This window comes from Bradyrhizobium sp. CCGB01, assembly GCF_024199795.1.
Lineage (GTDB): Bacteria > Pseudomonadota > Alphaproteobacteria > Rhizobiales > Xanthobacteraceae > Bradyrhizobium.
In genome coordinates this window covers 6,108,927-6,128,483 of the sequence record NZ_JANADK010000001.1, presented here as the reverse complement: position 1 = coordinate 6,128,483, position 19,557 = coordinate 6,108,927, and the positions used below count along the sequence as shown (strand labels likewise).

The following is a 19,557-nucleotide window of genomic DNA, read 5'->3' as shown; positions in this document are numbered from 1 at the left end:
CAATCGGATTTTTGCGCCGTGAATCGGACTCGGCCTCCGGAACCGCAGCCGGCTGCGCACGGTTCGTCACGATGCGGCTTGTCACAATTTCGGGGCTGTCATCGTCCGCGTGACTTCTAAGCGTCTCCAAAACCAGAAAGAATTTTTCGGCTAGCATGAGTCAAGCTCGCTGACGCGTTCATCTCGGTTTCGAACAATGCGAGATTCGCTATCAATTCGATCACTTGCTGTACGCCGCGGCAATTTAATTCGTGACGCCAAGCGAATTATGACAGTCCTCTTCGATGTCCGGCGTGCGCCATGTGCATGTGGACCATGATGTGCTGCGACGTAACGTGACTATTCCTCGCGGGCCTGACCGGCTATATGCTGGTGCTCTGTCATAGAACTGTCATGTCACCGGAAATGCTGAAATCAGACACTACGCCGGCTCGCAAAGCGATGAGCGCGCCGGACGGGAATCCTGTCCCAAAGGATAGTAAGAGAACGCAAATCGTCGCCGGCTTCCTCAGGCCGCGTGAACCGGCCGAGCCCCGCACGGAACCTGCGATCGAGGGTGCTGTGATGGATCAGACGCCATCGCAAGAGGTGACGCCCGCACCGGAGCCACCCCAGTCGAACGCTGCCGCGCGTCCGGTCGGTGAAATCGAGCTCAAGCTTGTCGTCGATGGCGATCGCATGGCGCATTTCAACGCTGCGCCGGTCATCGCGGCGAACGCGCGCAACAAGGGCACGCGCAAGCATCTCAAGTCGGTCTATTACGACACGCCCGAACGGCTGCTTCGGCGCAACGGCCTGAGCCTGCGCGTCCGCCAAAGCGGCGCGCGCTTCGTGCAGACCGTGAAGACGGACGCTGTGGACGATCCGTTGCGCCGCGGCGAATGGGAGGCGAGCGTGCCCTCGCTCGCGCCCGATCTCGCCCTGGCAATGCCTTTCATTCCGGAGAAGCTTCGCAGTCGCCTTGAAGTGCAGCCGCTCGAAGCCGTCTTCACCGCCGATATCCATCGTCATGCGCGGGTGATCGACCTGCCGTCCGGCTCGGTCGAAATCGCCTTCGATCAAGGTGAGCTGACGGCCGGCGACCGCGCGATGCCGGTCAGCGAGATCGAGCTTGAGCTGAAGAGCGGCAGCGCCGGCGCGATCTACGAGGTCGCATTGCGGCTCGCCGAGCAGGGGGCGGTGAAGCCGTCCATCCGTACCAAGTCGGCGCGCGGTTTTGATCTTGCCGCCGACGAGCCGCCGGCGGCGCGCCGCCCGCGAAAGCTTCGCCTCGATGCGTCGGTCACGCTAGATGAGGCCTTTTCGACGATCCTGCGGTCATGCTTCCTTCATCTGCTTCAGTCGCTGCCGGCGGCCGAGGACGGCCGCAATCCGGAAGGCGTGCATCAGCTTCGCGTCTCGCTGCGCCGGCTGCGATCGGCGCTCGACCTGATGCGGTCGGTCGGCGCGCTCAGCAATCTCGACGCGCTGCGCTCGGAAGCAAAATGGCTGGCGCAAGACCTGTCGGCCGCGCGCGACTGGGATGTGTTCCAGCTCGAGACCTTGCCGACGATCGCGAAGGCCTGTCCGTCGATCGCCGGCTTCGATGCGCTGGGCCGGGCTGCGGCCGAGCGCCAGTCGGACGCCTATCGCAAGGCGCATGATGCGCTCGACGATCGCCGCTGCGCCGTGTTTCTGATCGGCCTCGGAAACTGGATCGAGACGCGGGGCTGGCGCAACGACGTTGCCGCCGAAGATCTCGGCCAGCTCGCCGATCCCGCCGTCAACTTCGCGCAGCGCATCCTGTCGGAGCAATATGCCAAGGTGCTCAAGCGCGGCCGCCGCTTCAAGTCGCTTCCCGCCGAGCAGCTGCACCGGGTGCGTCTTGCGACCAAGCGGCTGCGCTATCTCAGCGAGTTCCTGCTGCCGTTGTTCGAGGATCGCAAGTCCGCCAGAAAATTCTCGCGCAGGCTCGCCGGTCTGCAGGAGGAGCTCGGCGCCTTCAACGACATGGCCGTTACGGCATCGCTGCTCGACGGGCTCGGTGCCGAGCCCGACAGCGCCATCGCCGCGGCCGCGATCGCCGGCTGGCAGGCCCGCGCATCGGTCGGCGTGCAGCCGGCCCTGCAAGCCACGTGGCGCGATTTCACCGCCGCGCGCGTGCCCTGGTCGCGGCAAGCTCAGCAGGATTGATCGCCTCTCGAAGCCCCAAAAAAGTTGCGGCCAGCCATTGGGGGATGGCTGGCCGCGCGCGAACCGGTCTGGGACGGGGAGGGGTGGGGATGTGACCGGGTCGCGTAACTCGTTTTCCTGACTGCTAGTTCTTGGCGCTGGCGGTGGAGACCGCCGGCTTGGTGTCGCCGAGCGAGACCCAGATATTGGGATCGCTCTGTGACTGGCGCTTGACGAAGCGGTAGCCGGTCTCCGTCCAGGCAACGACGTTCTCGTTCTGATTGTCGAGAACGAACTCGCCCTTGTCGGTCTTCACCGTCAGCACCGCGTGTCCTTCGCCCTTCTTGTCACGCACGACGGTGATGAGCAGGGCCTCGCGCGGCCATCCGGCATCGATCAGCATCTTGCGCTTCAGCAGCACGTAGTCTTCACAGTCGCCGTAACCATCGGTCGGCAGCGACCACTTCTCGATCACGCCCCAGTGCTCCTGGTCGGTCAAAGGCTTGACGGTCTCGTTGACCCAGCGATTGACCTTGACGAGGTCGCGCCATGCGGCCTGCGACATCACGATGTCGCGCGGTTGCGTCGGCGCGCCCTGGCACTGGGCGGCATTATCCGCACAGAACTCGACCCAGCCGATCGGCGCACGCGTGGTGTCGCCGAGGCTCGCGTAGAGCAGACGGCCTTCGCCGGCCTGCGCTGCCGCGCTGATCCCGAAGAGCATGGCGGCCAGCGCCAGTCCCTTCCCCTGTCCCCTGAAATCAAACATTGCGGCCCCCGTTTCTTGTTGGGACCACGTTTCGCACGGAGCTTTTGAGTTGCCGCTAAGTCGGCCAAGTCAAGTCGAGACGAATGCAAGTAAAAGGCGCAGCGAATTCGATCTATACTTGAAGAAAATTTGAGTAAAATCTGAGAATACTGCAATTGATTCAAACTTTATCGATTAACGCGGAAACACTGGCGGAACCGCCGTTTCCACGTGCAAAGAGCTCTCGCGTTAACCCGCGCGCGACCGACCAAAACGCATGAAAAAGGCGGCGTCCGCATCGCGGAGGCCGCCTTCAGGGCTGGAAATACAGTGGTTTTGACGCCGTCGCGCTTTACCGCGCGGTAACGCTCTCTTCGAGTGTCTCGATCGGCTGCTCGTGCATGAACTCCAGCGCGAAGCCGTCTTCAAGGTTTCGGACCACACGGCCCTGGACCCGGCCGAGCAGAACCGTCGATTTCAGCGGCGGCCGGTTCTCCGCGGCGATGGCCGCGCCTGATAGCGACAGGTCGATGATGCGGCAGGTCATCTTGGTGCCGTCCTCGAGCGTCAGCACCGCGATCGGGTTGCGCGGCACGATACGGTCGTGGCGGCGGTCTTCCGGCAAATTGAGGATGTCGCGGTTGGCGAGCCAGGTCAGCTGGGCCGCGAGCTTGTCGCGCTTGCGCGGCGTCGCACCGACCGTCATGGCGAAACCATTGTCGATGATGCGGGTGATCTTGCCCTCGACGCGACCGATATGGTCGAGATAGGCGACCACGCGGTCGCCGACATTGCCGATGCCCGGAGCGAGCAGCGCGAGCCCGCCCGGCGACATGTTGATCACCTGGCAGGGGAATTCACGGCGATCCGGCAGCATGTAACGGCCGAGCAGGTGGACCTTCACCCGCTGGAAACGCCGACGTTCCTCGGCGGCCGGAAGAAATTTTTTGTTCGCCAACGCCATTTTCACAACCCGACTCCCCGCCTGGCGGAGTCCGCGACGACCCTAAGGTGCACAGGGTTAACGCCGCGTTAGGATTGGGCGCGCCGGTCACGGACAGACACAATGCGCTCGAAAAGCCACATCAGGGGCGGGCAGGCCAGCACCGTCAGCGCGCCGAGGTCGAGCGCGACCGCGGCGGTCCCGGCCGATTTGGCGAGCCGGCCCGCCACCGCCGGCCCCAGCATCATCGCGGCATAGAAGACAGTGTAGAACACGCCCATCCCGATCGCCCGCGTCTCCGGCGCGAGCACCCGGGCGGCCAGGCTCATGATCGGGCCGGCCGGGTGGCCGCCGATCAGGCCAATCAGGACGAGGATCGTGATGACGGCGTCCGACCTCGGCAGCCAGGCCAGCAGCAGGGCGACGACGAGGCTGGCCGCGATCGCCAGTATAAAGGGTCGCTTGAAGCGATCGGCGAGATAGCCGCCCGCGGGCACCGAGATCACCGAGAGCCACATCACGACGCTGATCGCCGAGCCTGCGGCGGCGATGCTCCAGCCGCGCTCGGCGAGCAGCGACGGGCCGAACGAGAAGATCATGGCGAAGCCGACATTATAGAGGCCCCAGATCAGGCCCGCGACGATCACCGCCGACAGCGCAAGCGGATCGAGCCGGCCTGAGCCGGCCGCGCTGACCGTGGCGCCCGGCGGCGGCTGGTAGAATGCGATCAGCAAAACGCCGATCGCGGTCAGCGCGGCTGCGGCAAGGAATACGCTGCTTGCGCCATAGGCAGTGCCGAGCGCCGGCAATAGCAGCAGAGAGATCCCAACGCCGGCCGGCCAGGAATTGACGAAGATCGCCATCGCGGTGGCGATCTCCTTACCCGCAAACCAGTCGGTGGCCATCTTGGTGAGTTGGACCGTGAGCAGCACGCCGCCGGCGCCGGAGGTAAGCCGGCCTGCCATCTGCCAGCCCCAGATGTCGGTCGAGGCCATGACGAGGCTGCCTGCCGTCATCAGCAGCAACGCGGCGATCGTCGTCGGCTTGTCGCCGAGAAATCGGCCGATTGCGCCGCCTGGCAGCGCCAGGACGATACCGGGAGTGAAGTAGAGCCCGATCAGGATGCCGATATCGGCGATGCCGACGCCAAAGCTCTGTTGCAGCAGCGGCGCGACCGCGGCCACGCTTTGGAATTGGAACGCGATGGTGAGGCGAACCAGGAACAGGATCGCAAGAATGCCCCAGCGATTGCGCAACGGCTCATCTCCCCAGGCCCTCAGCCGAGGGTGCGGTCGGGAGAGGCCGGAGTCAACCGGCTGCCTTCCTCGTCGCGCGCCCATGGAGAACACACAGCAGCGCCAGCAGCACCGCTGCCGAAAGCCCGAGCGACCAGTGAATGCCGATCGCCGCGCCGAACAAGCCGACGGTGATGCCGCTGAAGGCCCGCATCCCGAGCCCGGCCATGTTGTAGAGGCCGACGACCCGGCCGCGAATGTCGGACGGCGCGTTCAACTGCACCAGTGCCTGCGCCATGGTGTTGAAGGACAGCTCGAAGAAGCCGGCAAAGAACAACAGCACGATCGCAACCGGATAGATCCGCACCACGGCGAAGCCGAGCAGCGCCACGCTCCAGAGCATCGCGAGCGTGATCGCGATGCGCGGCGTGCCCTTGAGCCGTCCCCAGGATTCCAGCGCGATGCCGGCGAGCAGTGCGCCGGCCGCATCGGCCGCGAGCAGCACGCTGTAGGACACGCCGGGATCGCCATGGCCGAGATCACCGGCAAAGCCCGGCATCTGCGCGTGATACGCGTTGCCAATCATGAAGGAGGTGAGGCCGGCGAGCCATGTCATCGCGGTCAGCACCGGCTGCGTGCCGATGGCACGCATCGTCAGCATGATGTCGGCAAAACCGCGCACGGCGAAGCGCCGCACGGCGACACTCGTGTCGCGGACCGGCGCCCGGAACAGCCAGAGCAGCATCGGCAGATAGAACAGCGTGTTGAAGATGATGCCATGCGAGGTGCCGAGCGTCAGCATGATAATTCCGCCGACGGCGGGGCCGACCAGGATGCCGAGATAGCGCGCCATCGCGTTCAGCCGAACGGCGCTCGGCAGGTCGGCCGGACCGACGAGGTCGTAGAGCAGCAGCTGGTTCGGCGTCTGCCACAGCACGCCGGCGCAGCCGTGGATCACCAGCAGCAGCATCGCGTGCCACATCTGGATCGTGTCGGTGATGAAGAAGTAGCCCCAGCCGCTTGATGCCACGATGAACAGCAGCATGCCGCACTGGATGATGCGGCGCGGATCGAACCGGTCGGCGAGCCCGCCGACGGCGACCGAGAACAGCAGGAACGGCAGCCAGTGCGACAGCACGGCGAAACCCGCCAGCGCCGGCGAATGGAATTTCTGGAACACCACCCAGTAGCTGATCACATGCTCGATATTGTCGGCCATCATCGCCAGCACGTAAGCCACGAACTGGAGGCGGTACGGCACGGACTTCATCGCCGCGAACGATCCGGACGCGGCCACGGGATTTTGGGGGAGGGGGTTCAAGGGATCACCTGGGTAGGACCCTTGCGGCCTTACACGGTCGCTGCGGGCGGCTCAAGACAATTGGAGGTGTGGGCGAGGGCTCCCGTAGCCCGGATGAGCGAAGCGATATCCGGGGTCTTTGTGGACGGAGTTTTCCCGCATGTCGCTTCGCTTATGCGGGCTACGAAGCGGCACGTCACCCAACCACTGTTTCAAGAAACGACCTGACCACCGCCGCAAACTCTTCCGGCCTGTCATACGGCAGCCCATGGCCGGCGTTCGCAATCAGCTCAAAGCGAAGGCGTGGATTGAGCCCCTGCAGCTCCCGCGCCGTCTCGACGGAGACAACGCCATTGTCCCCTATGACAAGCAGGTTCGGGACCGCGATGGCTTTGACCAGCGAGCGATAATCCGGGTTCGGCGGTGTGAGAACTTCGAAAGCGCTGATGCCGGTCCGCAGCCTCGCATCGACGATCAGCTCGAGTAGCTCGGGCGAACGGTGCGGTTGCCGCGCCTTCGTCTCGGTCAGCACCTCATCTTTGTTACGACCGCGCAGCCGGCGATGCTGCTCGGCAACGTCGCTCTCGTAGACTTCGCGCTGGCGCTCGGGGCTCAGGAACGTCGGGTCAGCCAGGATGACACCACGAATGGCCGTGTCCACCTCGCTAGCAACCACTGCCGCCGTCATGCCGCCCATGGAATGGCCGAGCAGCACTGGCGCGACAAGCCCGAGCGCTTCGATGAGGCCGATGACGTCGCTCGCGAAGTCACCATACAGATATCCGCCTGATGGCGCGCTCGACGCGCCATGTCCTCTCGCGTCGGGCATGATCACGTCGTAGCGATCTTCAAGCGCGCGCGCCAACGGCGTCCAGCAGGCGCCGCTTCCGGTCAATCCATGCAGAGCAATCAACGGCGGCTTGTCTCTGCCGGTTCGGAGATAATGGATGTCGATGCCGTTGGCTTGGATATTGCCGTGAATCCAGTTTGTCATTTGAGCCGACCGCCAAAGAGGGAGCGCGATTAGACGAACGCCAGTCCGGCCGCGACCAGCACCATCAATCCGAGTGTAACGTTGAGCACGCGCTCGCCGTTTGGCGACAGCATCAGTCCTCGCAGGAAGACCCCGACATAGAGCCAGACGATGTCCACCACGATCATCACCACGACCAGCAGGAACCATTTCGCGAGGGTGTCGTGCTGCGCGCTTTCCTTGATCAGGGTGTATGACGCGAGCAGGGACGCAAATGCCAGATAGGCCTTCGGATTCGTCATACCCAGGAGAAATCCGGCCGCCGGGGAGGCGTGCGCGCCGTTGCTTCCCTTGGCGGTGTCACCGACCGGGGACGACGCAATCTTCCAGGCGAGATAGACGAGGTAAACCGTGGCGGCGATCGTCATGACGCGCATGGCCGACGGAAATGTCGTCAGCAGCGAAAACAGTCCCGCGGCGGTGACGCCTGCGGCGATGGCCAGACCCAGTTGAAGTCCGAGAAAATACGGCAGCCCGCCAACGAAGCCCCGGGCGCGACCGACCGCGATGAGCGCCGCGATCGCCGGCCCCGGCGATCCCAGCAATCCGACGGCCGCAGTCAGGAATATACCGAGTGCGACCATGCCCATTGCGAAGCCCCCTCCGACTCTGTCTATTTTTCCGACGGGTCATCCCCTACAATCGCCTGATGGAAAAGAACAGTCTTTACGATCGCCCCGACTTGTATGACTTGATGGCGCCGCGAGACCCGATCCTCGAACGCTTTTACGTCGAGACGGCGCGCGAGCGAGGCGGTCGCGTTCTCGATCTTGCGTGTGGCAGCGGTCGCCTGACCATTCCGCTGGCGCAGGCGGGGCTTGAGGTCGTTGGCGGTGATCTTTCGGCGGAGATGCTGGAGCGCGCGCGGAGCCACGCTAGAGCGCAGGTGGTCGAAGTCGATCTCGTTCGACTGGACATGCGGGATTTCGATCTCAAGGGCCGGACCTTCGATACGGTCATCGTCGCCATGAATTCGATCCTGCACCTGCACAGCCTCGATGACTTCAGAGGCTTCTTCCGATCTGTCGGCAGACATCTGACGCAGCAGGGCAGGCTGGTATTTGACGCGTTTCTGCCGAATATCGCCATCCTGAACTCAGATCCCGAGAGGCGCGAATTGATCGGCGCGGTCGTTCATCATGTGCTTGGCGCGATCACTGTCGAGGAGTCCGCACGCTACGATCCGCTTACCCAAATCAGGCATGTGGATTGGTACTGGTCTAGCGAGACGGAGAAGGACTTTTGGAAGGTCCCTTTGCGGATGCGCAGCATCTTTCCGCAGGAGATGCCTTTGCTCGTGGCTTCGGGCGGCTTGAGCCTCGTAGAGCGCTTCGGCGACTTCGATCGCAGCCCGCTGACCGCGGGAAGCATGCGGCAGATATGCCTCTGCGCTTCTACCCCAGCGTCTTGACGTAAACCGCGTAGGGCACGCCCAGAATATCCGGCGCATCGCGAACCCGCGTAAACCCCATGCGCAGATACATCGGCAGCGCGACCGTCATGATCGGCGTCGTATGCAGCGCGATGACCGGCGAGCGGTCGCGTTCGGCGCGTCGAAGGCATTCTTCCGTGAGTTGCAGGCCGATGCCCTTGCCGCGCGCGAGAGGATCGACCACCAGCATGCGGATGACCGGCCAGGCCGGATCGAAGAACGCTGCCTTCGGCCGCTGCGGCCCGACATAGGCGACGGCGCCGACGACATGGCCATCGTCTTCGGCAACGATCATCTCGCCGGTTTCGCCTGCTCCGGCATCTTCGCGACATTGGCGTTAAACAGCGGCCAGTCGGAAAAGTGCGGCTCGAATTCCGCGAATGCGGCGAGCGCCACGCGCACGACCGCTTCGGCATCCTTTGCCTGATAGTCACGCAGCATCGGCGTCGCCCTCGATTGTAATCCGGATGGAGCGGAGTGCAATCCGGGATCACCGATTCCGTATCCACTGCTCCTCGTAGGGGACGGGCCAACTTATCGTAGCCCAGCACGTGCGTGTAGACTATTTGCAATTTCCACGGGGTATCGCTCTTGACACTTGGAGGACGGCGCTCCACGTTTCGCTCTGGTAGATACGACCTGCCGCTTGCGCCCTTCGGGGAATGGTGAACGTATCGCACGCATCGTCTTGGCCCCTTTGCCGAACAACGGGCTGGCAACGCAAGCACTGGCTTTCGAGTTGTTCAAGCAAAGGAATAAGCCATGCGCGACTTCCGCGATGCTAAAGCTATGGCGCAAACGCTGCGCGCCTCTCTCGTCTCCAAAGGCTTCAAGATTTCGATTGCCGAAAGCCTCGAACTGACTGCCGAGCTGTTTGGCTTGGCTGACTGGAACACGCTTGCGGCCGCTATTCGACGCGGATCGCCTGAGTCCCGTGCAGCCTCGTCTCGGCAACCGCGTGCAAGCATCAAATGGCCTGCGGGATTTACCCACGAACTCGACCTAACCCTGGCAAGGGCTCTGGCCTACGCCGAAGCGCGAAAGCATGAGTTCGCCACGCTCGAACATCTCTTGCTTGCGCTGCTGGATGATCCGGACGCCTTGGAGGTGATGAATGCCAACCAGATTGACCTCCAAGCCCTGCGGCGAGCCACGACCTCATATATCGATGACAAGCTGAGCACCTGGGTGATGATCAACGGCGAGCGCGACACGACGCCGACGATTGCGTTTCGACGTGTGGTGCATCGTGCAACCGTGCGCAGCTTGCAACGCGAAACGAGTGGGCTGGACGTGCTGGCGACCATGTTCGGCGAGAACGCGAGTCCTGCGGTTTGGCTCCTGAGCGAGCATGGAATGACCGGCGAGCGTCTTGAGAGGGCGCTTCCTCGCGCCAGTTGAGGGGACGGTGAACGTTTCCTGTCCCCGCGGAGCTGAGATGCGGGCTACGGTATTTCCAACGTCGCGATGCTGTCATAGGCTGACCGCAAACCCGCACCATCAATCACAACAAGCGGGCAGCGAGGAAACAGCCATGGAACAGATTCGCGTCTGCACCCACGCGGGGCCGGGCTCGGAGCCCGTCATCCGCACAGTGCCGTGGCCGAAGGTCGGCCGCAAGGCCGCGCTGATCAAGGTCGGTGCCTGCGGCGTCTGCGGCACCGATCTGCATATCCTCAAGGGGCATTGGCCGAAGCCGCTGCCCTGGCCGTTCACGCTCGGCCATGAGCTCGGTGGAATCATCGTCGAGTGCGGCGAGGAGTTTACCGAGGACTTCATGAGCAAGCCGCTCAAGGTCGGCTCGAAAGTGATGATCCCTCCGCTGATGCCCTGCGGCCACTGCTATTACTGTATTCATTATCCGCAGACCGCCAACAAGTGCCTGACGCCGGTCTATTACGGCCGCTATCTCGGCTTCGACAAGGCGCCGCACATGTGGGGCGGCTGGGCCGAATATGTCTATGTCGATCTCGACATGCTGCCCGGCACCAAGATCTACAAGCTGCCCGACGACATGTCGCTGCGGCTTGGCGCGTTGTCTGAGCCGCTGACGTCCTGCATTCGCGCCTTCAACCGCGCGAGCCGCGCCGGCGGCTTCAGCTGGGGCGACACCGTGGTGATCCAGGGCTCGGGCCCGATCGGCATCCTGGCTGTCGCGGCCGCAAGGGAGATGGGGGCAGGGCGCGTGATCTGCGTCGGCGCGCCGGAGGAGCCGCGGCTGAAGCTCGCGCGCGAGTTCGGCGCGGAGGCGACCGTGAACATCGAGGAGATCAAATCGCCGCAGGAGCGCATCGCGCGTGTGCGCGAGATTGTCGGCGGCTTCGGTGCTGACCTGGTGATGGATTGCTCGGGCCATCCGACCGCCGGCCCCGAAGGCATCGAGATGCTGCGCGACGGCGGCACCTATGTCGAGATGGGGCAGTTCACCGACGCCGGCTCTATCGAAACTTCATGGCATCGCATCTGTACCAAGGATCTCAACGTACTGGGATCCTGGGGCTTTACCGGCAACGACCTGCCGCTCGGCGTCGATATGCTCTACCGCACGGCGGGCAAGTACCCCTGGCTGAAGATGCAGACGATCTATCCGTTCACGGAAGCGGGCGTCGCGCAGGCGGTGAGGGATGCGATGGCGATGAAGACGGTGAAGTCGACCATCGTGCCGTGGCCGGAATTGGTGGAGTGAGATTGTATCTCAGCTTCCTCTCGCCGAGAGGGCGGCAAGCGGTCGCGAAAAAATCGCAACCGTGACTTCCATTTTACGTTGAAGCCGCTACCTTGCGCACCTCGCAAGGCCTGCAGGTGTCATGAACAATTCATCCGAGTTTTCCGACGCATCCCTCATCTCCGATATCGACCGGCTTGCCGCCGAAGCGATGTCCATCTGGAAAGTGCCGGGCACCGCGCTTGCCGTCGTCCAGGAAGGCAAGGTGGTACTTGCGCGCGCCTACGGCCAGCGCGACGTCGAGTCCGATTTGCCGGCTACGCCGCGCACGCAATTCGTAATTTGCTCGATCACGAAGTCGTTCACCGCGACCGCGATCGCATTGCTGCATCACGAAGGGCTGCTCGACTGGACCAAACCGGTCCGCGACTATCTGCCGGAGTTTCGCCTCTCAGACGCGGTGGCGACCGAACGTGTCACCATTCGCGACCTGCTCAGCCATCAGTCGGGGTTGCCGCGGCATGATTGGATTCATTTGCCTGGCGATCTGGCGCCGGCCGAGATGCTGCCGCTGATGCGGCACCTCGAACTAAGTCGCGACATCCGCACCACCTGGCAATACAGCAATCTCTGTTACAACGCCGCCGGTCTCCTTATCGAGCGGCTGAGTGGCCAGAGCTTTGAAGCCTTCGTGCGCGAGCGTCTTACAAACCGGCTCGGCATGACGGTCAGTTTCTCGCTCGATGAGCTCGAAGCAGGACCTGAACCGGCGCGGCCTTACAAGATCGACGTCGACACGCGGTCGCCAGCGCTGCGGCTCCCGATCCGCACCACGGCGGCAGGCGCCATCAACACGTCGGTCGCCGATCTCGCCAACTGGATGCGGCTGCATCTCGGCAAGGGCGAGTTCGAGGGCGAGCGCCTGCTTCCGGCTTCGCTGGTGGAGCAACTACACGCGCCGCTCGCTCCAGTCGGCAAGTCGGAATATTCCGAGTTCGGCCACGCGCACTATGGATTGGGGCTTCAGTCCAACAGCTACCGGGGCGAGCGCATGGTATCGCACGGCGGCGGTTGGAACGGGTGGGGCTCGTTTATGACCCTGGTCCCGGACGCCGGCATAGGCGTCGCCGTTCTGACCAACCGCAGTCCGAGCGAGATACCGCCGATCCTGGCGTGGTACATCATCGATCGGCTGCGCGGCCGGGAGCCGGTCGACTGGCTCTCGCGTTTCCGCAAGATGCGCGAGGACTTCATCGCCCATATCCCGGCCGACAAGGAGGCGCGCGAGAGGGCGCGCTACAAGGACACCAAGCCGGCGCATGCGTTGTCGGCTTATGCGGCCGACTATGCTCATCCCGCCTATGGTGTGATCTCGATCCGCGAGCGCGACGGCGCACTGCATTGGTCGTGGCGCGGCATGGGCGCGCTGTTGTCGCACCGGCATTTCGAGACATTCGTCACGCCGGAGATCATCGACCAGCTCCATCCTGATAATCTCCCTATCACCTTCCAGACCGACCGTGACGGCAACATTGTGCACCTGTCGGTGCCGCTGGAGCCGATGGTAAAGGACATCGTGTTCGAGCGCCGTGCGGCCGGCGACTGCGTCGATCCCGCATTCCGCGCACGCTGCGTCGGGCAGTTCAGGAGCGGCGCCATCACTCATCGCGTTACCATGGACAGCGAAGGCAGGCTCATTCTGAAGCCGGACTACCAGCCGGCCTATCGCCTGGAGCCGCAGCAGGGCCGCGGTTTTCGCGTCGCCGAGCTGGAGGGTTTTGCCGTCGAATTTCGCGGGGAGGGGGAGAGTATCGACCAGATCGTCTTCCACCAGCCGAACGGCATCTCCGTCGCCGACCGCGTGCTGGAGCAGGAGAGTGGTCACTGATGGAGTCAAGTAAGCCGCACTCCCCCTTCCACGCCATTCGCGCGATCGACTACACCGTCATTTTCGTGCGCGACATGGTGGCGATGCGCCGCTTCTACGAGGATGTGCTCGCCTTTCCGCTGCTGCGCGAGCTCTCGCCGAACTGGATCGAGTACGGCCTGGGCAGCAACACACTGGCCCTGGCACGACCAAGCCGGACCGCGGCTGACGCGCCGACGCCGGCGGGCAGCGCCTCGCTGCAATTGGCCTTCAAAGTGCACGCGGCCGAGGTCGATGCCTGCGCCGACGAACTCGTGCGGCAGAGCGTGACGCTGCTGTCGCCGCCGACGGACCAGTCGTTCGGGCATCGGACGCTGTTCTTCCGCGACCCCGACGGCAATCTTCTGGAGGTCTACGCGGAGATCTGAAACGCGGTGACCGGCGATGCCCAAAAAGTTCCACCGGGAATCCGCGACTTATTCACGCCGAGGTGAAACTTAGGCCCCTGGTTTCGGCTTACAGTTGGCGGGAGAGGTATCGTGAAGCGAATCCTGAAACCCGTCACTTACATCCTGGCCGCCATCTACTTCCTGGTGGATGCGGTCTTCATGACCGTGGCGAGGCCGGTAGCTCGCTGGATCGGCCGGCATTTCGAATTCAGGCGCTTGCGCGCCTGGATCAGGTCGCTTTCGCCTTATCCCTCGCTCGCCTTGTTTTCCGTACCCGTCATCATTCTGGAGCCGATCAAGCCGGTGGCAGCATACCTCGCCGCAACCGGTCAGATCGTAGGCGGCGCTGCGACCTTCATCATCGGCGAACTGCTCAAGCTCGTGCTCGTCGAGCGCCTGTTCCATCTCACGCGCGACAAGCTGATGAAGATTCCGGCTTTCGCCTGGGCGTACGGCAAGTTCACCGAGATGAAGGCGTGGCTACAGGCGACCGAGGCCTGGCGCGCCATCCGCGCCCTGACCCGCGCGGCGAAGGACGCTGTTGCGCGGGCGAGAGCCAAGCTGGCCGGCAGCTTCAGCAGGCTGGCTACGTCGAGGGATTAGATCCGGGCTACGCGCGTTGCCTCTACGCGAGCTTTCGCGCTGCGGCAGTGGCCTTGTCGCCAGTATTCGGCGTGCCGGTCGGCTCGATCAGCATGAGGTGAACCTCCTCGCGCGCCACTGGGCGGTGCTCGATACCTTTGGGCACGACATAGAGTTCTCCCGGACCGAGCGTCACTGTGCGGTCCCGCAATTCGATGTCCAGCTGGCCCTTCAGGACGAGAAAGAAATCGTCGGTGTCGTCGTGCTTGTGCCAGGTGAACTCGCCCTTCACCTTCACCACCATCACGTCGCAATCGTTGAAGGTCGTGACTGTGCGCGGCGACCAATGGTCCTCGAAGGTCGCGAGCTTGTCGGCAAGTGATATGCTGTCGGCCATGTTTCCCCCGTTGCTCTGTCGTGAGCACGATTTGGGATCGAATGGCCGGCGCGGCAAGGCCGGCTATTTGACATGTCCGGATAACATGGCCTGCGCCCAATCCGGACGGCCGTTGGCGAGCGCCTGCGCCGATGCCGCTTCCCAGTCGTATTCCAGGGCCAGCATCTCGACCTGCCAGCCTCTCATTCGTTTCGTGATGATCGCATAGCGGGCGTGAGGCGAGCGGTATTCCAGCTTTGCGGCAAAAGGAATGTCCGCGAACACGGGGCAACCGACACTCCCCGGATTGAGAACCAGACACCCGCCGGGTCCATGAACAGCCGCCTGGCGGTGGCTGTGACCACACAGGACGACGCGCGCCGTTGGCTCGCTCTGGAGGCGCGTTGCAAGCACGTCGCGGCACGCCGGCACAAAGCGGCCGTCGTCGAGCGATTCTTCCAGCAGGCACGTCGTATCGTCATCGGGCGTGCCATGGCAGGCCAAAATCCCGTCCTCCAGCCGCAGCTGGGCAGGCAAGCTGTGGAGTGCGAGACGTTGCTCCGGAGTCAATGCGTGACGCGCAAATCGGCCTGCCGATGAAAGCTTGTCTTCTGGAAACTCCTCAATCCAGCGGTCATGGTTTCCGCGCACGGTCGGTAACGATAGCGATTGGAGTGCCTCGAACGTCTCTCGCGGCCACAAAGGGCTGGTGACGCAATCGCCCAGATTGACCGTGCTATCGACGCCACGCGCCTTGATGTCGGCCAGCACGGCCTCCAAGGCAGCAAGGTTGCCGTGGATATCGGAAATGACTGCCAATCGCATCGTTGTGCTCCCACGACCCTCGGCCCGAACTTCGTCCAATTGCGCTTCAGGTTAATCGAGGTGGCCAAAAAAATCTGCTGCAACCTTCGGGCGCGGTTCTCCCCGCCAAGCCATGCATCAGAGGTATGGTGATTTCAGAGCACTTGGCGTAAAGAGCGCCCTGATCAATCCAGCGTGCGGCCGGGCCGTTTGCCGCGCATGCAGCTCAGGTCTGCCGGTTCACCGTTCCGCGCCTGAATTAACCAAGGTTTTCCATCTCGTGTCTTTCCCGGCCCTGACCCCGCCGCTCGCCCGAGCTTTGGCCGAGCGCAACTACGATTCCCCGACCCCTGTTCAGCTCGCCGTGCTCGCGGACGACGCCGCTGGCCGCGACCTGCTGGTTTCGGCCCAGACCGGCTCCGGCAAGACGCTCGCCTATGGTCTGGCCATGGCCAAGGATCTGTTCGGTCACGCCGAGCGGTTCGAGCAGGCCGGTGCGCCGCTTGCCCTGATCGTCGCGCCGACCCGGGAGCTTGCCTTGCAGGTCCAGCGCGAGCTCGCCTGGCTTTACGGACATGCGGGCGGCCGCGTCGTCTCCTGTGTCGGCGGCATGGATCCGCGCCGCGAGCAGCGCGAGCTTGCGGCCGGCGCTCACATCGTCGTCGGCACGCCCGGCCGGTTGTGTGATCATTTGCGCCGCGGCCGTCTCGACATCTCGCAATTGAAGGTGGTCGTCCTCGACGAGGCCGACGAGATGCTCAATCTCGGTTTTCGCGAGGACATGGAATTCATCCTCGAGACCACGCCGGATACGCGGCGCACCCTGCTGTTCTCGGCGACGTTTCCGCGCGGCATCGTCGCGCTGGCCAAGCAGTACCAGCAGCAGGCGTTCCGGATCGAGGTTGCCGGCGACGAGGGCGGTCACGCCGACATCGAGTATCGCGCGATCCGGATCGCGCCCGCCGATGCCGAGCACGCGGTCGTCAACGTGCTGCGCTTCTACGAGGCGCCGAGCGCGCTGGTGTTCTGCAGCACACGCGATCACGTCAGGCATTTGCAGGCGGCGCTGCTGGAGCGCGGCTTCTCTGTCGTCGCCTTGTCAGGTGAATTGACCCAGAACGAGCGCACCATGGCGCTGCAGTCGCTGCGGGACGGACGCGCCCGCGTTTGCGTCGCGACCGACGTTGCCGCCCGCGGCATCGATTTGCCGAGCCTCGATCTCGTCATTCATGCCGACCTGCCCAACGACGCCGAGGTCATGCAGCATCGCTCGGGCCGCACCGGGCGTGCCGGCCGCAAGGGGACAAGCGTCCTCCTGGTGCCGCCCGCGCGGCGGCGGCGCGCGGAGCTGCTGCTCAATCTCTCAGGCATCGACGCTGTCTGGGGCACGGCGCCGCAGGCGGAGGAAATCCGCAAGCTCGATCATGACCGCATGAAGGACGTGCTGTTCACCGAGGAGACGACCGCCGACGATCTGGCGCTGGCGCAGGCATTGCTGGCCGAGCGGTCGGCCGAGGACATCGCCGCGGCGCTCGCGCGGCTCTATCGCGCGCGGCTGCCGTCGCCCGAGGACATCATCGATCCCGGTGAGCGAAGCAGCCGGCCGCGCGACGATCGCGGTCGTGACAGGTTTCAGGGCGAGGGCGGCGACGATCGTCCCGGGAAGGTGCGACCGAAGTCCGGCAAAGCGTCCTCGAAACACGGCATGGCGGAGGCGAGCGTCTGGTTTCGCGCCGCGATCGGACGGCGCAAGAATGCGGAGGCGCGCTGGCTGCTGCCGATGATCTGCCGCCGCGGCGGCATCGACAAGCGCGACATCGGCGCCATCAAGATCATGGACACGACCACCGAGTTCGAGATTTCCGAGCGGGTCGCGGAGTCCTTCGCCGTCAAGGTCAAGCGACCGGACAAGGAAGACAGCATTCGCATCGAGCCGATGGCGGATGCGCCGCAGCGGCAGGCGCCGTCAGAAGAGCGGTTCGAGGCACCTCGGCGCGAAGCCCGCGACAGCGACCATCGTGAACGTCAGGGCGATCGCGCGCGCGACACGGGTGGATTCAAGCCACGCGGCAAGCCTCACGGCGAGCGCGCGCCGAAATTCGACGATGCTCCGGCGTTCGGAAAGAAAAAGAAGCACAAGAACAAGCCGGGCCACGCTGAGCCCTCAGTCACCCCTTGGCCGGTGAAGGGCGCGCCGGGAAAGAAGCCGAAGAAGAAAAAGCATCGCGGCTGAACTGCCGGCGATCAACATCGACAACAATGATGCCGCCGGATCGCACCGGCGACATCATCTGAAAAATCAGGTGCGGGATCAGCGGCCACCGCCGCCACCACCACCACCACCACCTCCGCCGCCGCCACCACCGCCGGCATCACGCATCGCCGAGCTGTAGCGGGGATCGGTCTGCTTCATGTAGGTGGGTGAGGTGTCGTGAGTGAGGTTGACGCGGCTTCTGCCAACCGGGGTCGGCATCTCGATCAGAAAGCCGCAGCCCTCGAAGAAAGCGGAATCGCAGCCGTAGGTCCGGAATTGCGCAGCGTTGGCACTGGTTGCGCTGAACGCCGTCGTCGCAACGAATGCAATCAAAGCAACTTTCGACAATGTGAGTTTCATGGAAATTCTCCAGTCTCGTTCGGCGAGACCAGAACGGCCCGCACAGTTCTTCGACGGAGGCTGGCTAAAACCGGTTCGAGTGCCACGCTTCACGCCCGCGTGAGCCGGGGCGCAGGATAGGGGCGTTACGTCGCAGCGAGGTCGCGGAGCATGTAGGTCGCGCCTTCGCCGTAGGACGCGAGCTTTGCGCGCAGTTCCGCGTCCGCCGTGACGGGCTGGAAGCCGAGACGTTCCCACAACGGCCGCGTGGCGTAGACCGAGACCAGCGCGAGCGTTGCGACGCGTGAGGCGCGCGCCAGCTCCTCGGTCGTTGCAACATAAGCGCGCGCAACGCCGCCGCGGAAATCAGGCAGCACGGCAACGTCGTGCACGTAGAGACAATCCGCATCATCGGGCAACCGTTCGAGGAAGCGGTTGAGCGGCGGAATCCGGTGCTGCTTCCAGGGATGCGCCAGTCCGTAGCCGGCGATCTCGTCGTCGGCGATGAGCACGCGGCAGCCATCGGGATAGAGCCGCATCTTCTCCGCGAACACGTCGGGGCTCTCAGGAAGATCAGGATGGATCCGCGCTGCGATCGCGCTGATCGCGATCAGGTCGGAGGCGCGCGCGGGACGCCAATGCGGCATGCTCATGTCGATCTGTTGGTCCGTCTCAATCATTCCAGTTTATTCCGCCGCGACGCTGCGCGCAGCGAAAAATATCTTTGCCGCCGTCCGAGGAATACGAAGCGTCGCGCGGCGTCCTATCCCATGCAAGCCAATTGCATGACAGGAGATACCATGACGTCCTCGATCCGCCTCGCGCTCACGCTCGCAGTCTCGCTCGCGATCGTTCCCGCCGCCTTCGCCGCGCCGCCGACCAAGACCGGCGAGACCGACAAGGGCAACGTGCTCACCGACGCCAAGGGCATGACGCTCTACACCTTCGACAAGGATGCGGACGGCAAGTCGGCCTGCAACGGACCTTGTGCGACAAACTGGCCCGTGCTGAAGGCCGAGCCGAGCGATGCCGCGGCCGACGGCTACACAGTCATCACGCGCGACGACGGATCGAGGCAGTGGGCCTACAAGGGCAAGCCGCTCTACACCTTCGCCAAGGACCAGAAGCCCGGCGACGTCACCGGCGACGGCTTTTTGAACGGCGCCTGGCATCTGGCGATGCCGTGAGCGGACCATCCGCTGCGGGAATGCGAGGTGGCGTCTGAAATTCGATGAGACGCCACCGGTCTCGTGCCCCGGACGCAGCGCGGCGTTGGCGATACGAAGTATCGTTCAAGGCGGTGCGCGGCAGGGCGGTCCATCAACGCGCAGCCAATCGGCAACAAGCCGCTATCCGGAAACGGGCAAGTCCTGGCCGCA

The 19,557-nt window shown here is 63.9% G+C and carries 21 protein-coding genes; 9 read left to right on the top strand and 12 right to left on the bottom strand.

Annotated elements, in window-relative coordinates:
• Positions 1-405 precede the first annotated feature (405 nt).
• Positions 406-2,172 carry a CYTH and CHAD domain-containing protein gene (locus NLM25_RS28570; RefSeq protein ID WP_254139212.1) on the top strand — a complete coding sequence of 589 codons (1,767 nt, stop codon included), beginning with the start codon at positions 406-408 and terminating at the stop codon, positions 2,170-2,172.
• 124 nt (positions 2,173-2,296) lie between these two features.
• Here NLM25_RS28570 and NLM25_RS28565 read toward each other — a convergent pair whose 3' ends face one another.
• The 6 genes from NLM25_RS28565 to NLM25_RS28540 form a co-directional block, all read right to left on the bottom strand.
• A complete protein-coding gene (locus NLM25_RS28565) occupies positions 2,297-2,920 on the bottom strand; it encodes a transglutaminase-like cysteine peptidase (RefSeq protein WP_254139211.1) in 624 nt (207 codons plus the stop codon).
• A gap of 331 nt (positions 2,921-3,251) precedes the next feature.
• Complete coding sequence (locus NLM25_RS28560; RefSeq protein ID WP_057744308.1) at positions 3,252-3,863, bottom strand: PilZ domain-containing protein; 612 nt, start codon at positions 3,861-3,863, stop codon at positions 3,252-3,254.
• A gap of 68 nt (positions 3,864-3,931) precedes the next feature.
• Positions 3,932-5,098, bottom strand: coding sequence for a CynX/NimT family MFS transporter (locus NLM25_RS28555; protein ID WP_254139210.1), 1,167 nt, complete (start codon positions 5,096-5,098; stop codon positions 3,932-3,934).
• A 52-nt stretch (positions 5,099-5,150) separates the two neighbouring features.
• Entirely contained in the window at positions 5,151-6,398 is a 1,248-nt protein-coding gene (locus tag NLM25_RS28550; protein WP_256570748.1) for an MFS transporter, read from the bottom strand.
• 175 nt (positions 6,399-6,573) lie between these two features.
• Positions 6,574-7,371, bottom strand: coding sequence for an alpha/beta fold hydrolase (locus NLM25_RS28545; protein WP_254139209.1), 798 nt, complete (start codon positions 7,369-7,371; stop codon positions 6,574-6,576).
• A 29-nt stretch (positions 7,372-7,400) separates the two neighbouring features.
• Positions 7,401-8,000, bottom strand: coding sequence for a LysE family translocator (locus NLM25_RS28540; RefSeq protein WP_254139208.1), 600 nt, complete (start codon positions 7,998-8,000; stop codon positions 7,401-7,403).
• 59 nt (positions 8,001-8,059) lie between these two features.
• Here NLM25_RS28540 and NLM25_RS28535 point away from each other — a divergent pair, with 59 nt between their 5' ends.
• Positions 8,060-8,821: a bifunctional 2-polyprenyl-6-hydroxyphenol methylase/3-demethylubiquinol 3-O-methyltransferase UbiG gene (locus NLM25_RS28535; protein ID WP_254139207.1), complete on the top strand. Its 762-nt coding sequence runs from the start codon at positions 8,060-8,062 to the stop codon at positions 8,819-8,821.
• Here the strand turns inward: NLM25_RS28535 and NLM25_RS28530 are convergent.
• Together NLM25_RS28530 and NLM25_RS28525 are read right to left on the bottom strand one after the other, a co-directional pair.
• Positions 8,805-9,137, bottom strand: a complete 333-nt coding sequence (locus NLM25_RS28530) for a GNAT family N-acetyltransferase (RefSeq protein ID WP_254139206.1) — start codon at positions 9,135-9,137, stop codon at positions 8,805-8,807. The two genes, NLM25_RS28535 and NLM25_RS28530, sit on opposite strands and share 17 nt — an antisense overlap.
• Complete coding sequence (locus NLM25_RS28525; protein ID WP_254139205.1) at positions 9,134-9,283, bottom strand: hypothetical protein; 150 nt, start codon at positions 9,281-9,283, stop codon at positions 9,134-9,136. The genes NLM25_RS28530 and NLM25_RS28525 overlap by 4 nt, the downstream gene beginning before the upstream one ends.
• A gap of 321 nt (positions 9,284-9,604) precedes the next feature.
• Between NLM25_RS28525 and NLM25_RS28520 the strand changes: the two genes are divergently transcribed.
• The 5 genes from NLM25_RS28520 to NLM25_RS28500 all read left to right on the top strand — a co-directional run bounded on the left by NLM25_RS28520 (position 9,605) and on the right by NLM25_RS28500 (position 14,426).
• Positions 9,605-10,243 (top strand): Clp protease N-terminal domain-containing protein, encoded by a 639-nt coding sequence (locus tag NLM25_RS28520; protein ID WP_254139204.1) that lies wholly within the window; start codon positions 9,605-9,607, stop codon positions 10,241-10,243.
• A gap of 133 nt (positions 10,244-10,376) precedes the next feature.
• Positions 10,377-11,528 carry a zinc-binding dehydrogenase gene (locus tag NLM25_RS28515; protein WP_254120784.1) on the top strand — a complete coding sequence of 384 codons (1,152 nt, stop codon included), beginning with the start codon at positions 10,377-10,379 and terminating at the stop codon, positions 11,526-11,528.
• A gap of 121 nt (positions 11,529-11,649) precedes the next feature.
• Positions 11,650-13,395, top strand: coding sequence for a serine hydrolase (locus NLM25_RS28510; protein WP_254139203.1), 1,746 nt, complete (start codon positions 11,650-11,652; stop codon positions 13,393-13,395).
• Positions 13,395-13,802 carry a VOC family protein gene (locus NLM25_RS28505; protein ID WP_254139202.1) on the top strand — a complete coding sequence of 136 codons (408 nt, stop codon included), beginning with the start codon at positions 13,395-13,397 and terminating at the stop codon, positions 13,800-13,802. The genes NLM25_RS28510 and NLM25_RS28505 overlap by 1 nt, the downstream gene beginning before the upstream one ends.
• A 111-nt stretch (positions 13,803-13,913) precedes the next feature.
• Positions 13,914-14,426, top strand: coding sequence for a hypothetical protein (locus tag NLM25_RS28500; protein WP_254139201.1), 513 nt, complete (start codon positions 13,914-13,916; stop codon positions 14,424-14,426).
• Between the two features lie 22 nt (positions 14,427-14,448).
• On the opposite strand, the gene NLM25_RS28495 is transcribed toward NLM25_RS28500, so the two are convergent.
• Both NLM25_RS28495 and NLM25_RS28490 read right to left on the bottom strand, forming a co-directional pair.
• Positions 14,449-14,802, bottom strand: a complete 354-nt coding sequence (locus tag NLM25_RS28495; RefSeq protein ID WP_254139200.1) for a cupin domain-containing protein — start codon at positions 14,800-14,802, stop codon at positions 14,449-14,451.
• Between the two features lie 63 nt (positions 14,803-14,865).
• A complete protein-coding gene (locus tag NLM25_RS28490) occupies positions 14,866-15,606 on the bottom strand; it encodes a metallophosphoesterase (RefSeq protein WP_254139199.1) in 741 nt (246 codons plus the stop codon).
• 259 nt (positions 15,607-15,865) lie between these two features.
• Here NLM25_RS28490 and NLM25_RS28485 point away from each other — a divergent pair, with 259 nt between their 5' ends.
• On the top strand, positions 15,866-17,818 hold the full coding sequence (locus NLM25_RS28485; RefSeq protein WP_254139198.1) for a DEAD/DEAH box helicase: 1,953 nt from the start codon (positions 15,866-15,868) through the stop codon (positions 17,816-17,818).
• 78 nt (positions 17,819-17,896) lie between these two features.
• Here the strand turns inward: NLM25_RS28485 and NLM25_RS28480 are convergent, their stop codons facing one another.
• Together NLM25_RS28480 and NLM25_RS28475 are read right to left on the bottom strand one after the other, a co-directional pair.
• Entirely contained in the window at positions 17,897-18,199 is a 303-nt protein-coding gene (locus NLM25_RS28480; protein WP_254139197.1) for a hypothetical protein, read from the bottom strand.
• A gap of 125 nt (positions 18,200-18,324) precedes the next feature.
• A complete protein-coding gene (locus tag NLM25_RS28475) occupies positions 18,325-18,831 on the bottom strand; it encodes a GNAT family N-acetyltransferase (RefSeq protein ID WP_254141282.1) in 507 nt (168 codons plus the stop codon).
• 147 nt (positions 18,832-18,978) lie between these two features.
• Between NLM25_RS28475 and NLM25_RS28470 the strand changes: the two genes are divergently transcribed.
• Positions 18,979-19,365: a hypothetical protein gene (locus tag NLM25_RS28470; RefSeq protein WP_254139196.1), complete on the top strand. Its 387-nt coding sequence runs from the start codon at positions 18,979-18,981 to the stop codon at positions 19,363-19,365.
• The last annotated feature ends 192 nt before the right edge of the window (positions 19,366-19,557 follow it).

Coding starts and splice junctions, on each gene's coding strand:
- NLM25_RS28570 (WP_254139212.1), top strand. CDS start 406: ATGCTGAAATCAGACACTACGCCGGCTCGCAAAGCGATGAGCGCGCCG.
- NLM25_RS28565 (WP_254139211.1), bottom strand. CDS start 2,920: ATGTTTGATTTCAGGGGACAGGGGAAGGGACTGGCGCTGGCCGCCATG.
- NLM25_RS28560 (WP_057744308.1), bottom strand. CDS start 3,863: ATGGCGTTGGCGAACAAAAAATTTCTTCCGGCCGCCGAGGAACGTCGG.
- NLM25_RS28545 (WP_254139209.1), bottom strand. CDS start 7,371: ATGACAAACTGGATTCACGGCAATATCCAAGCCAACGGCATCGACATC.
- NLM25_RS28540 (WP_254139208.1), bottom strand. CDS start 8,000: ATGGGCATGGTCGCACTCGGTATATTCCTGACTGCGGCCGTCGGATTG.
- NLM25_RS28535 (WP_254139207.1), top strand. CDS start 8,060: ATGGAAAAGAACAGTCTTTACGATCGCCCCGACTTGTATGACTTGATG.
- NLM25_RS28530 (WP_254139206.1), bottom strand. CDS start 9,137: ATGATCGTTGCCGAAGACGATGGCCATGTCGTCGGCGCCGTCGCCTAT.
- NLM25_RS28525 (WP_254139205.1), bottom strand. CDS start 9,283: ATGCTGCGTGACTATCAGGCAAAGGATGCCGAAGCGGTCGTGCGCGTG.
- NLM25_RS28520 (WP_254139204.1), top strand. CDS start 9,605: ATGCGCGACTTCCGCGATGCTAAAGCTATGGCGCAAACGCTGCGCGCC.
- NLM25_RS28515 (WP_254120784.1), top strand. CDS start 10,377: ATGGAACAGATTCGCGTCTGCACCCACGCGGGGCCGGGCTCGGAGCCC.
- NLM25_RS28510 (WP_254139203.1), top strand. CDS start 11,650: ATGAACAATTCATCCGAGTTTTCCGACGCATCCCTCATCTCCGATATC.
- NLM25_RS28505 (WP_254139202.1), top strand. CDS start 13,395: ATGGAGTCAAGTAAGCCGCACTCCCCCTTCCACGCCATTCGCGCGATC.
- NLM25_RS28495 (WP_254139200.1), bottom strand. CDS start 14,802: ATGGCCGACAGCATATCACTTGCCGACAAGCTCGCGACCTTCGAGGAC.
- NLM25_RS28490 (WP_254139199.1), bottom strand. CDS start 15,606: ATGCGATTGGCAGTCATTTCCGATATCCACGGCAACCTTGCTGCCTTG.
- NLM25_RS28480 (WP_254139197.1), bottom strand. CDS start 18,199: ATGAAACTCACATTGTCGAAAGTTGCTTTGATTGCATTCGTTGCGACG.
- NLM25_RS28475 (WP_254141282.1), bottom strand. CDS start 18,831: ATGAGCATGCCGCATTGGCGTCCCGCGCGCGCCTCCGACCTGATCGCG.
- NLM25_RS28470 (WP_254139196.1), top strand. CDS start 18,979: ATGACGTCCTCGATCCGCCTCGCGCTCACGCTCGCAGTCTCGCTCGCG.